Consider the following 12,710-nt stretch of genomic DNA (forward strand, 5'->3'; position numbering starts at 1 on the left):
GAAGCGTTGAGGGCTTTCGCTGCGTACACGACGGCCTGGCTGTCAGGACCACTCCATGGGTACCAGGCAGCGACGTCGGAGGCGGCCTAGAAGCTGCCGGGCAGGACAGGCCCGGTGTTCTGCAGAACTTCCTCCGTCAGGGCGCCGGGTGATCCCCGCTTCTCTCGCGTAACTGTAATAACAAGCTGCTTTTCTGTTACAGAAACTACCAAGAGGAGAGGCAGGGCATCTTACCTCTCCCCCGCGTCGGTCCTGTTTTCCGTGGGTTCCGGGCCGAAAAGGGAAGGCGTATAGACCTCAAAGAGTATTCTCTTGGAAAATTTGTCAGAAGAGGACTTCTTGTTGACCGAGCAGCGCGAACCTGAATGCGCATTGGGGAGAACGCAACTGTAAGGGGTGCCCTTCCACTCAAGGCGTAATTCGGACAAACGCTATAAGCGGCTTTTTCTCGGCCTTGAAGTTAAGGTACCGCGCCCTGCCTGACCGATTGATGCAGGACTTCAGCGGTGACCTATGGCCCGGTGCGACAGCCACACCACTGGGTTGCGCGATTCTGTTTCTGAAACAAATGACTAAGACAAGGACAGCCGAGCTATGCTGGACCGGAGGACAGCAGAAGTGGAGAAACCCGAGACAGACAGTCCAACCATTCGGGATGTGGCCAAACACGCCGGCGTGTCGGTGGCGACCGTGTCACATTCCCTCAACCACCAGGTGGGGATTTCCGAAGAAACCCGGCAGCGCGTCTTCTCGGCGGCGAGCGAGCCGGGGTACAACCTGGGCAACCTGCGTCAGCCTCAGGGACCGCAACGGCTCAAGCGCGTGACCTTTCTGCACCGCCGCCTGCCAGAGGGCGTGGGCCGCAATCCCTTCTATTCCCATGTGCTCCAGGGCGTCGAGGACGCGTGCCGGGCCGAGAAGCTGGGGCTGTCCTACAGCTCGCTGGGCCGCGAGGACCGGCTGCCGCTGCCCGAGCTGGTGGCGCGCCAGGAGGCGGGGGGACTGGTCTGCGCCGGCTATTTCGGGTCCGAGCAGCTCCGGGGGATCCTGGCCCTGGCCCTGCCCACCGTGCTCGTGGACCATTAGGCCCTGGGCTTTGCCTGCGTCAACAGCGACAATTTCGGCGGGGCCTACCTGATGACCAAATACCTGATCGAGCGGGGCTACGGCCGCATCGCCTTTATCAGCGGTCCGCAGACCCACTACAGCATCGCGCAGCGGGTGCAGGGCTATCGCCACGCCCTGTTGGCCCACGGCCTGATCCCGCACCCGCACCTGGAAGTCCCGCGCGCTCCGCTGGATGAGGAGGAAGGCACCGAGAGCGCGGTGCTGCGGCTGCTGGGCCAGCAGGAACGGCCCGACGCCATCTTTGCCTTCAACGACGCCACCGCCCTACAGGCGCTCCGCACCTGCCAGATGCAGGGGCTAAGGGTGCCGGAGGACACCGCGGTGGTGGGCTTCGACGACCTGTCGAGCGCTCCTTTGTCCTTCCCACCCCTGACCACCGTGCGCGTTGATAAGGAGGCGCTGGGTTCACGGGGGGTGGAGGTCCTGCTCAACCCCGCCTCTGCCGGTACCCTGATCACCCTGCCCGTTTCGCTGGTGATTCGGGAAAGCGCGGTGGGGGCCGGGCCACGTTCTGCAGACTCCCGGTGAACCGCTGACGAAGCGAAGGTGGGGTCCGAGGAGACGGATACGGCTGGAAGGGGAGAAACGGGCCCTGGGCGTAGGGGTGGCAGATCGGTGGTGCTACGGTGCGTTAATAAAACCGGCGGACTTCGCACTAGACGCCCTATCCGGGAACGGCACCAGCGTGTGCTCTCCTCGGGGAACGCCCAGAACAGGTTCAGACCAGGAGGAAAAAGGATGGAACACAGAACGTTGGGCAAGACCGGCTACGAGATTTCCAGCATCGGCTTCGGTGCCTGGGCCATCGGCGGAACCTGGGGCGAGGTGGACGATACCCAGAGCCTGGCCGCGCTGCACCGGGCGCTGGATCTTGGCGTTAATTTCTTTGACACCGCAGACGTGTACGGCGACGGACACAGCGAGCGGCTGCTGCGACGGTTGCGCCGGGAACGATCCGAACCCTTCGTGATCGCCACCAAGGCCGGGCGACGCCTCGACCCCCACGTCGCGAGCGGGTACAACCGCGAGAACCTGCGCGCCTTCGTGGAGCGCAGCCTGCAAAACCTCGGGGTCGAGGCGCTGGACCTGCTGCAGCTGCACTGCCCGCCTTCCGTGGTGTATGGGCAGGACGAAATCTTTGAGATTCTCGACGACCTTGTGCGGGAGGGCTCGCTGCGCGCTTACGGAGTCAGCGTCGAGACGGTCGCCGAGGCCCTCACGGCCATCCGGCACCCGGGCGTCGCCACCGTGCAGATCATCTTCAACGCCTTTCGTCTCAAGCCCGCCGAGGAATTCTTCGCGGCCGCCCGCGAGGCGGACGTGGGGATCATCGCCCGCGTCCCCCTCGCCAGCGGCCTGCTGACCGGAAAGTTGCGCCGGGACACCCCGTTCGCGTCCGACGACCACCGGGCCTTCAACCGGCACGGTGAGGCCTTCGACCGGGGCGAGACGTTTTCGGGCGTCGATTACGAAGTGGGCCTCGAAGCCGCGCGTCAGTTGCAGGAGTTGGTGCCTCCCGGCACGACCCTGGCCCAGTTCGCACTGCGCTGGATTCTGATGTTCCCGGAAGTTAGCTGCGCGATCCCCGGGGCCCGCACCCCGGCCCAGGCCGAGAGCAACGCCACCGCCGCCGACCTGCCTCCCCTGACGGAAGCGCAGATGCAGGCCGTGCGCCGGGTGTACGACGCGCTGCTGCGCGCCCAGGTGCACCCCCTCTGGTAAAGGCCCCTGACGGCTCCCGGTGGCGCAACCGGTGCCACACGCAGTGACCCCCAAGAGCAGCCCGGATAGCACGAAGACGGCGAGGGAATCGACGACGGGAATCCGTACGGTCTCGTTTACCCTGCTCCAACCCCGGTCCGAACAGACCAGCGTGACAGGTCCGGCGTAGGCCAGCAGGGTCCAGACGCTCGGATGAGCAAGGCGCCATCTGCACCACGCCGGGCCCCGGTCTGGCAGCAGCGGCACCTGATCCCGCCGCCTGCCCAGCCTCCTCTGCGCCCCCTGGGTTCCCCGCTCCTCCGGGCCCCATCACGGCGTCTTCCCGTGGCCTGCCCGCTCGCCCTCCAGGCGCTCCAGCGTGGCGGCCAGCCAGTCGCGGTCTGCCCGCGTAAGCACCCGAATACGCTCAATGGCGAGCGCCACTCCTTCCGGAAAGGGAAAAGTGTAGCCCGCGTAGATTGCCAGCCGGGCATCAAGTTTCGCGAGCCGCGTCCGCAGCCCGGCGACCACCGTTTCGCGCGGCAGATGCTCGGAAAACATGATGGAGACGTTCCCCGGCAAGATCAGCGCCTCTTCCCGCGACAGCTGTTGGGCAAGCAGTTCGCGAAAGGAGGCGCGGCCCGCCGCATTGATCGCGTAGACCTTGCGGCTGGGGCGCAGACCGTGCTGTTCGGCCCGGCTGTCTACCAGCCCGCGCGCCTCCAGCCGGTCGAGCAGCTGGTAGGCGGTGGCTTTTTTGAGCGGCAGCACGTGCCCCAGGTTGTGCTCGATGAAATCGTGCAACTCGTAGCCGTGGCGGTCCTGGGCCATCAGCAGGCCCAGCAGCAGCAGGGCGCGCTCGTCTTCAGGAAAGGTGGAGATGGGGGGCATTTCTCTCAGTCTCTCATGGTCATTTATGACTAGTCTAATTGGACCAGACCGGTGGACTTGTGTCCGGTCTGTCTCTCTCCCTGGAGGTTCACCATGAACAAGACTTTGCCCCGCGCAGCCCTGCTGCTGCTGGCCACCGGCCTTCTCCTCACGGCCGCCCAATCTGCGGCCACTGCCGCTGGGCCAGCTTCCATCACGGGTGCCCCAGCGAGCGGCGCGCCCAGCCTGCGCCCGGCCCTGAACGGCGAGCGGCGCTTTCTGGAAGTGCCCGGCTTCGGCCGGGTGGCGTACTACGCCGATCCGCGCGGTCAGGGCCGGCCCCTGATCCTGACCCATTCGGTCAACGCCGCTGCGAGCGCCTACGAGATGAAACCGCTGTGGGACGCCTACGTGGGTTCACGGCCGGTGTACGCCCTGGAATGGCCCGGTTTCGGCAGCAGTGACCGCCCCGACACGCGTTATACGCGGGAAGGAATGACCCGGGCCCTGACCGCCCTCGTGCAGCAGCTCGGCACCGATCTGGACGTCGTGGCCCTCAGTCTGGGAAGCGAGTTTGCCGCCCGCGCTGCGCTGGAGGAACCCCGCATTCGCACCCTGGCCCTGATCAGCCCGAGCGGTCTGGGGCAGCCGCGCGGCGGAACCCAGCGGGCGAATGCCGGAGACGGCGGCGAAGCCCTCTACCGCCGCCTGAACGCGGTGGGCACGCCGCTGTACGCCCTGTTGCGGACCCGGCCCAGCATTGAGTATTTCCTGAGCCGGTCCTTCCGGGGTCCGGTGGACCGCGGCCTGGTGGACTACAGCCTGGACACCAGCCGCCAGGCCGGCGCGAAGTACGCGCCCCTGTACTTCATCAGCGGGCAACTGTTCACGCCCGACGCCTACGGCGAGCTGTACTCCAAGCTGCGCCTGCCGGTGGCAGTGCTGTACGACAGGGACGCCTTCGTCAGCTTCGATCGCCTGGGGCTGTTCGCGGCGCAGCCCGGCGTCCGTGCCGTCCGCATCGAGGGCACCGACGGCCTGCCCCAGTTTGAGAAGACGGCCGAGGTCCGCGCTGCGCTGGACGCCTTTTGGCAGCAGCCGTAACCGCCAATGAGGCAACTCCCGCAGCGTCTATGTCTGCGGCGCGGTGCGGGCTATCTCGCTGCCCAGAAGGGCGGGGGAAAGAAGTGCAGGCGGCGCAGCCCTTTCACGCTCTCTCCGGCCCGGCGCTGCGGGTTCTTCCCGCCGGGTGTTCTGCGCCCGCCTCCCTGCTGGTTCCGTTCTGCAGGAGGGGGTGGAGTTCACCCTCGGCCACCAGGGCGAGCCGGTGCAGGCCGCGCGAGGCCGCCACGTACAGCAACCGGCTCTCGAACTGGGTGCCGGGGTCGTAGTGAGCGGCGTCTGCCCCTGCCACGATGCAGCCGTCGAACTCCAGTCCCTTGGCGAGGTTGACGGGCAAGATGACCACGCCGCCCTCGTAGCGGGCCTGCTCGTTCAGGATGGGCCGCGCGTCCACATCGTGCTGTTGCAGCTGGGGCACCAGCCGCTCGGCGTCCAACACGCGCCGCGTCACGACCGCGACGTTGCGGTGGCCCTCGCCCTGCATCTCCTGGACCGCGCGGGCAATCCCTGCGGCCAGAGGAGCTCCGGTGAACCGCAGGACCTCTCGGCCGTCCCGGTCCACCCCCACCACCCCGCCCGCCCGGTTGTAGGTGGCCGCGATGCCCGCCCCCACCTCGGTGATCTGCCGGGTGCTGCGGTAGGTGCGCCCCAGGGTCATCAGCCCGGCCCGGTCCTCGCCGCCCAGCGCGGCCTGCACCCCGGCCCAGGTGGCAGGGCCCTTGTAGCCGTGCAGGCCCTGGTTCAGGTCCCCGAGCGCCGTGAGGTGCCCGGGCCGCGCCGCCCGCGAAAGCAGCGCGTAGAGCAGCGGCGAGTAGTCTTGGGCCTCGTCCAGCGCGATGTGATCGTAGGGTTCCAGCACCCGCCCCATCCGGCGGCCCACGCCGTCCAACAGGGCGGCCACCGCCAGCATTAACGGCAACTCGGTCACGTCAGCGAACGAGCGGCGGGGTTTGGGGATGGCCTCGAGGGGGTCTCCCAGCAGCACCCGGATGGTCCGCTCGTCCAGGACTCCCCCGGCGGCCCTCAGGGCCGCCTCGTCGGTGGCGATGCGCCGGCCCTCGCTGACGGGCAGAAGTCCGGCGAAGACCTTGCCCGACAGCCGGGTCAGGTCCGCGGCGAGCGTTCGCCGCACCGCGCTTTCCCCCTCTGCGTCCGGCAGGTGGAGCGGCGCGAGCAGTTCTTCCTCCAGCGCCGCTCGAAAGGCTGCCCGGTAGCCTTCCAGCGGGGCGCGGCGCAGGACACCGTCCAGAAGGTCGTGAAGCGCCTCATTGCTGAGAAAGAGGGTGTGGTCCTCGCCCCGCACGTGAACGGTCGCCCGAAAGGTCAGCGCGCCCAGGTTGGCCCTCAGCCGCGCGCCGAGGTGATTGCGGACCACCTCGAGCATCCGCAGGTCCCCGAGGGCCTTGGCCCGGCGCCACGCGGCCTTGCGCCGCTCGTTGTCGGCGTCGGTCAGGAGCAACTGCAGGGTCCGGTCGGTGACTTCCATCTTTTCCAGCCCCAGAAAGGAGGTGGCCCACACTTCGGGCGTCGTGACTGTGACGCCCTCCAGGTGCAGGCCCGGCAGGACGCGGGCGGCGTAGCGGGCCAGCACAGCGTTGGGCATCAGGACGAGCATGGCGTCGGCGCGGGCCCGGTGTTCGTGCCGGTCCGGATGCATCAGCCAGGCGAGGCGGTGAAAGCCGATGGTGGTCTTGCCAGAGCCTGCCGCCCCCTGAATCAGGGTGTGCCGGCCGGCCGGAGCGCGCATCGCCGCGTTCTGCTCGGGCTGCAGCGTCTCCACGACGTCGCGCATGGCGGTGGTGGAAGCCTCGGACAGCCGTGAGAGCAGCACCTGCTCGCGGCCCCCGGTGTCGCCCCCAGCCTCGTCGTCGTACAGGTCTGTGAGGCCCCGCAGGGTCTTGGCGCTTACGTCGAGCTGGCGGCGGCGGCGGACGGTGCCTTTCAGACCCTTGTTTGCCTCCCAGGAAAGCGTCTCGCTGTAAAACAGGCTGCCCACGTCCGACTCCCAAGACACAACGCTGTGGGGGCCGTGCAGGTCACGAAAAGCGTGCTTTCCGACGTACAGGGTCTGCTCGCGCCCGGCCACGCGGACCTTCAGGCTCCCGAAGTAGGGCGCCTGGACGTGCAGCGACAGCATGGCCGCCAGTTCCTGGGCGCTGTCCGCCAGCGAAAGGCTGGTTTCCAGGTCCGCCCCGACGTTGCGCTCGCGGTCTTCCCAGACCCCGATCTGACGGAGGATGGCCGTCACCGTGCCGGCGAGGTGCAGCACCTCGGCGGGAAAGTCGGGATGAATGGGGGGGAGGGCGGTGACCGTCACCCGCACAGGGTAGCTGTGCGGGAGGGCGGGGCGTCAAGCCGAGTTGGACCCACCGGCTTTCCACCCGTGCAGATGCCCCCTGCCTATACCCAGGTGACCGCTAAAGTCGGCCGCCGAACTCGGAACGCCCTTCGGCTTCACCGGAGGCGTTCGGACCGAAACGCAGCCTTACAGTTTCCCTGCAACGCCCAAGCCTCCCAAACCCTCCGAACTGTTGCTGATAAGGTGCGGGAATGGAGCGCGCCCGTTTCGGCCAGGGCGGTCGCTCGGCGCTGTGGGCGCGGACAGGAGGGCCGCCCGCAGCGGACCTTTCCACTTCTCAGCATTCAGGGCTGGTGCGCGGGACCGGCCCACACAGGAGGCGTCCTTATGAAAGTGCTCTTCATCGGTGGCACCGGCATCATCAGCTCCGCCTGCTCGGCGTTGGCGGTAGAGCGGGGCGTGGACCTGTACCTGCTCAACCGCGGGCACACGGCGTCCCGTCCCGCGCCGGCTGGAGCGCGGCAGCTCAACGCAGACATTCGCGATCCCGGGTCCGTTCGGGAAGCGCTGGGGCAACTCACCTTTGACGCGGTGGTGAACTGGGTGGCCTTTACCCCCGAGCACGTCGAGCGCGACCTGGACCTGTTTCGGGGCCGAACCGGGCAGTACGTGTTCATCAGCTCCGCCTCGGCGTATCAGACGCCGCCCGCACGCCTGCCTGTGGTCGAGTCCACTCCGCTCGTTAACCCGTTCTGGGCCTATTCGCGGAACAAGATCGCGTGCGAAGACCGGCTCGTCCGGGCCTACCGGGAGGAGGGCTTTCCGGTGACCATCGTGCGGCCCTCGCATACGTACGATCAGACCCTGCTGCCCATGGACGGCGGGTATACGGTGGTCCACCGGATGCGGCAGGGCAAGCCCGTCATCGTGCATGGCGACGGGACGTCCCTGTGGGTCCTGACGCACCACCGCGATTTCGCACGGGGGTTCGTGGGGTTGCTGGGCCACCCGCAGGTCATCGGCGACGCCTTTCACATCACTTCCGACGAGTGGTTGACCTGGAATCAGATTTTTGAACTCGTGGCCAGGGCCGCAGGTGTCCGCGCCGAAACCGTGCACATTCCGTCGGACGTGATCGCGCGCTCCGATCCCGAATGGGGAGCGGGTCTGCTGGGTGACAAGGCGCACAGCATGGTGTTCGACAACTCGAAAATCAAGCGCGTGGTGCCCGAGTTCGCGGCGACGATTCCCTTCGCCCGGGGAGCCGAGGAGATCATGGCCTGGTTCGATGGGGACCCCGCACGGCGCGTGGTAGACGCCGCGCTTGATCGCAGGATGGATGACCTGATCGCGCGGCAGGCGCGCTTGGAGTTCGGGCAACCGTAGGGCTGCGCACCCTCTTCAGCTCCAAAGGTCCCGCCTTCCCCTGCTCCCGTTAAGCATTCCGGAGAGGACGGCGCGGGTGTCCTCCCGTTGCCAGACCGGCGAGGAGGTAGTGAACGGTGCTGCTCGGCAGGGCCTCATCAGGCGAACGGAAACGAGAACGCCAGGGTCAACATCTGTTCGGTCAGCCGCCCTCAATGATCGGAGAACGGCGGCGGGGAGAGGCACCCAAATACGAGGTCTGCAATCTCAGCCGATTGCAGTGACTGCATACGCCCGGCGTGTGAACTCACCCACCGGAAATTCAAGGAAGAAGTCGCACTCGACCACTTTGGTACGGCGTTCCTGACAGCGTCTGCCCCGTCACGCTGAGCAGCGTATGGTGGCCCTGACCTGACCTTCCGTGGTTGAGGGTGACCCACTCCGGTGACCCCTCTTGCCGCTCCCTGCACCTCTGCCAGAGCACCGTTGGGGGCGGGAGCGCCGCGCATACTGAGCGCGCACATGCCTGACTGGTCGTACCGCCCCCTGTTTCGCCCGCTGCTGGTCCGGCTCAAAGGGCCCTGACGCTGGGCGTCTCGGGGAGCCTGGGGCGCTCGCGAGCGGGGGCCTGGCTCCTCGACTTCGTGGGCCGTCTCCGCCCCCATTCTTCCCTCGCCCGCGAACATCTGGGCCTGACCTTCCGGGCCCCGGTGGGTCTGGCAGCGGGTCTGGACGTGGAGGCCAGGGCAGCCCGGGGACTCGTGCAATTCGGCTTCGGCTTTCTGGAATTCGGCCCCGTCTCCCTCGAAGCGGTGGCTGGCCCGGATTCCGAACGCCTGGAACGCGAAGAGGCCCTCCGCTCACCGGGCGTGCCCGTTAATCCGGGCATGAACGTCCTGAAAACCCACCTCGTTCGGGCTGGGCCTCTTCCAGTGCCGCGGCTCGTTCGCCTGGCCCACCGCCCTGGAGCGGCCGCCCGGGAGGCGACGGCCGAACGCCTGGCCCTGCTGGGTGCCCTCGACGCAGACGTTTTTCCCATCGACGTCTCGGGCGATGAGCCGGAACGCTGGGGTGAGGCCGCCTGGCAGGAGCACATGCAGGTCCTGATCCGGGCCGCCGCGCCACGTCCTCTGCTGCTCGCCGTTCCGCCCGATCTGGAGGACGCCCCGTTGCGTGCCCTGCTGGTTCCGGCAAGGCAGGTCGGCGTGGCTGGGGTCCTGATCAAAGACGCCCGGCGGGACACAGGCGGCGGGCAATTCGCGGGTCCCGCCGTCCTGCGCGACGTGCGAGACACCCTCGCGCGGGTGCGTCCCCTCTGGGAAACGGGGGGCCTCGTCATCGCCGGGGGAGTGCACACGCCGGGGGACGCCCTCGCGCTCCTGGCGGCTGGGGCCGATCTCGTGCAGGTACGTGCCAGACTCGTCTACAGCGGTCCCGCTCTTGCCCAGCAGGTCCACGAGACGTTGGCGATCGCCGCTCCCACTGACTCTGCCGGACCGCTGCACCGCCTCCTTCCCGGTGGGTGGCCGTGGGCTGCCCTGCTGGGTCTGGGCATGATTCTGGGCGGCCTGCTGGCCATCTGGGTGGGCCTGGTTTGGGTGGTTCTGCCCTACGACGAGGCCTTTGTCGGCCTGAACCGCGGGGGCCTCGCTGCTGTCAATCCCCACCTGCTGGATTTCATGGGGCACGACCGCCAGACACTGGCGGGCACGCTGCTTTCCATTGGGGCGATGTACCTGGGCCTGGCCGCCGTTCCGCTGCGGCGCGGAGAAGCCTGGGCGTGCGACACCCTGTGGCTGTCGGGTGGTCTGGGCTTCCTGAGTTTTTTCCTGTTCCTGGGCTACGGCTATTTCGATCCGCTGCACGCGTGGGTGGCGACGCTGCTGCTGGTCTTTTTCGCCCTGGGGCTGTCCCGGCGGCCCCGCACCGAGGGAAGGGGAGAGGTGCCGGACCTCACGAATGACGCCTGTTGGCGGCGGGGTCTGTGGGGACAACTCCTGTTCGTTGCGACCGGAGCTGGGCTGGTGCTGGCGGGACTGACCATCGCGGGGGTCGGCGTGACCTCGGTCTTTGTGCCGCAGGACCTGGCCTTCATGCACACCACCGCGCAGGCACTGCAGGAGGCCAACGGGCGCCTCATGGCCCTGATCGCGCATGACCGCGCTGGATTTGGCGGCGCGCTCGCCTCCGACGGCGTAACGGTGCTGCTCAGCGCGTTGTGGGGCTACCGGCGTGGAGCGTGCTGGCTGTGGTGGACCCTGCTGGCCGCCGGCACGCCGGGCTTCACCGCCGCGCTGTGGGTTCATGGGCACGTGGGCTACACCGATCCCTGGCACCTGGCCCCCGCTGTCATCGGTCTGGCCCTGTACGTGGCGGCGCTGATCACCTCGTTCCCCTTTTTGAACGGCCGCTTCGCCAGCCCGCCCTCTTGACTGGGCGTGCCTTCCCCAGGTCCTGCCAGCGGCCCCTCTTCCCGCAGGCCTGACTTCTTCGGGAGACGGTCCACAGGCAGCTTTCCGCGGCCCTCATTCGGTGCTGGACACCAAAGCGTGTCTGCCGGACCTACCGTACTGGACTACGCGCGGGGAGCGCGTGCTCCTCCTGGGGAACGGAGGAGGCAGCCTCAGCGCATGTGCGTGAGGGGCAGTAAGCCGGGACGGCCCACGCTGGGGGTTACCACAAAAGCTTTGCGCAAGGGGTGAAGGTCCCAAAACCGCTTGTTCGGCGAACCCAACGCCGGAGAAACCGGCATCTACAGGGCCCCACTGGCGTCGTGGTGAGCGCACAAGATTCTCGGAGCTGCTAAGCTAGAGGCTTGATGTCCAGCTCTCCCTGCCCTCTGTCCGTAGAGGAGCACCTCCGGCAATTACAACGCGTGTATGGCCCCCTCGGTCCTGCCTTTGCCGCAGAAGAACTGCAATGCAGTCTGGAAGCGGCTGCGCTTCACCTGTACGGGAGCCAGGTCGATGAACACTGCTGGGTAAGTCTGGCCGACATGGTCCGGCTGTGTGGTGCGGACAAGGACCGTTTGAAACGGTGGGTGCAAGGCGGCCAGATCCCCCGCATTCAGAGGCGAGGTCAGGGGCGGGGGCGTCCCCTCCTGATCCGTCTGACACACGCGCGCCAGTACCTGAACCTGCATCCCGCGCACGCAGCGGAAACTCCTTTTCCCCTCTGGGAGTACTTGCCCCGCTTTACCGAGCAAGCTCCACAGCGTCGTGAACCTGCGCGTCCGACCAGAGTTCAGACGGTGGACCTGGACTGGCAGCTGGCACGGCGGGCGGCCTGGCCCATGACCCCACAACGCCTGGCAGACGCAGTGTACGGCGGCCGGTCCGCAGGGAAGCTGCGCAGGGCCCGACGGCTCCTTGGGCTCTGGGAAACGCAGGGGCGGGTCACCTGCTTTGCGCGGGGGCTGTACGACCTGGTTCGTCCAGCGCTGGTCCTGCGTCCGGAAGGGTATGGCCGCAGAGCACTGCCTCTGGAAGACCTGAAGAGGTTGCGCACATATCACCCGGAGATCACGCACTGGCAAAACGGGTCCCTCGCAGCCGCGTGGCGGTCATACAGCCGGTTGTACGGGGAGGCCCGGCTTCCGGTTTTTGACCGCCGGGAACCGTCGTTGCTGGAATACTTGATGGTCCGGCAACTGCATCCGGAGGTGGGGGAGTTGCGCCTGGATGCCCAGTATGAGGCGTTGTGCCGGGAGGTGGTGTTTTACCGGTTGGTGGCTGCGCCCGTTCAGGAACCTGTAGGGAAGAAATCTCCTGCGGTGACGGTGGCGAACATCGAGGCGGGCCTGATTGATTTCAAGGCGCTGGCAGAATTGACCCGCCGCAAGATGCAGCGGGGCCCAGGTAAAGGTCATGATCAGGGCGGCGCCGCTTCCCCCTGAGCGGGTGCCAGGTGTTCTCCCCGTCACCCGGTCTGCCGGGGCCTGAAACCCTCTCCTGGCCATTGCGGCGGTCCCCGCACCAAAACGTCCGTGGCAGGTGCGCGAGGTCGAAGAAACCCGGTGGATTGCCGGGGGCACCGGCGGTGTTGGCCTGTGGCGAGCGTGCGGGCGGTGGTTTGCAAAAGACCGCACAACGTTGATGACGGCTGTGGGTCCAGCTGTGGAGAATGGGGTGAGGTCGCGCAGGACTTCGCCAATCTGGGCTTGCGGGACGCGCCGCCCTGGCCGGGAGCGGACACACGGAGGCGGAACGGGGGGCTCGGCTGGGTC

Annotated in this window: 9 protein-coding genes; 7 read left to right on the forward strand and 2 right to left on the reverse strand. The window is 67.4% G+C overall.

Going from position 1 to position 12,710, the window contains the following annotated elements:
* Positions 1 to 657: 657 nt before the first annotated feature.
* The 3 genes from B9A95_RS31415 (at position 658) to B9A95_RS02080 (ending at position 2,850) form a co-directional block, all read left to right on the forward strand.
* On the forward strand, positions 658 to 1,086 hold the full coding sequence (locus B9A95_RS31415; RefSeq protein WP_170928382.1) for a LacI family DNA-binding transcriptional regulator: 429 nt from the start codon (positions 658 to 660) through the stop codon (positions 1,084 to 1,086).
* Positions 1,087 to 1,089: 3 nt separating this feature from the next.
* Positions 1,090 to 1,656, forward strand: coding sequence for a substrate-binding domain-containing protein (locus B9A95_RS31420; protein ID WP_281255800.1), 567 nt, complete (start codon positions 1,090 to 1,092; stop codon positions 1,654 to 1,656).
* A gap of 210 nt (positions 1,657 to 1,866) precedes the next feature.
* The gene (locus B9A95_RS02080) at positions 1,867 to 2,850 is read left to right on the forward strand and encodes an aldo/keto reductase (protein ID WP_084045313.1); all 984 of its coding nucleotides are present in this window, start codon (positions 1,867 to 1,869) and stop codon (positions 2,848 to 2,850) included.
* A 309-nt stretch (positions 2,851 to 3,159) separates the two neighbouring features.
* On the opposite strand, the gene B9A95_RS02085 is transcribed toward B9A95_RS02080, so the two are convergent.
* Positions 3,160 to 3,720 carry a PadR family transcriptional regulator gene (locus B9A95_RS02085; protein WP_084045314.1) on the reverse strand — a complete coding sequence of 187 codons (561 nt, stop codon included), beginning with the start codon at positions 3,718 to 3,720 and terminating at the stop codon, positions 3,160 to 3,162.
* 93 nt (positions 3,721 to 3,813) lie between these two features.
* Here B9A95_RS02085 and B9A95_RS02090 point away from each other — a divergent pair, with 93 nt between their 5' ends.
* Positions 3,814 to 4,803 (forward strand): alpha/beta fold hydrolase, encoded by a 990-nt coding sequence (locus tag B9A95_RS02090; RefSeq protein WP_084045315.1) that lies wholly within the window; start codon positions 3,814 to 3,816, stop codon positions 4,801 to 4,803.
* A gap of 103 nt (positions 4,804 to 4,906) precedes the next feature.
* Here the strand turns inward: B9A95_RS02090 and B9A95_RS02095 are convergent, their stop codons facing one another.
* Complete coding sequence (locus B9A95_RS02095) at positions 4,907 to 7,138, reverse strand: HelD family protein (protein ID WP_084045520.1); 2,232 nt, start codon at positions 7,136 to 7,138, stop codon at positions 4,907 to 4,909.
* Between the two features lie 369 nt (positions 7,139 to 7,507).
* Here B9A95_RS02095 and B9A95_RS02100 point away from each other — a divergent pair, with 369 nt between their 5' ends.
* From B9A95_RS02100 to B9A95_RS02110, 3 genes are all read left to right on the forward strand, one after another.
* Positions 7,508 to 8,506 (forward strand): SDR family oxidoreductase, encoded by a 999-nt coding sequence (locus tag B9A95_RS02100; RefSeq protein WP_084045316.1) that lies wholly within the window; start codon positions 7,508 to 7,510, stop codon positions 8,504 to 8,506.
* Positions 8,507 to 9,129: 623 nt separating this feature from the next.
* Positions 9,130 to 10,917 (forward strand): hypothetical protein, encoded by a 1,788-nt coding sequence (locus B9A95_RS02105; RefSeq protein ID WP_084045317.1) that lies wholly within the window; start codon positions 9,130 to 9,132, stop codon positions 10,915 to 10,917.
* 386 nt (positions 10,918 to 11,303) lie between these two features.
* Complete coding sequence (locus tag B9A95_RS02110; protein ID WP_139806390.1) at positions 11,304 to 12,380, forward strand: hypothetical protein; 1,077 nt, start codon at positions 11,304 to 11,306, stop codon at positions 12,378 to 12,380.
* Positions 12,381 to 12,710 lie beyond the last annotated feature (330 nt).

It is taken from the genome of Deinococcus hopiensis KR-140 (genome assembly GCF_900176165.1).
Taxonomy (GTDB): domain Bacteria; phylum Deinococcota; class Deinococci; order Deinococcales; family Deinococcaceae; genus Deinococcus; species Deinococcus hopiensis.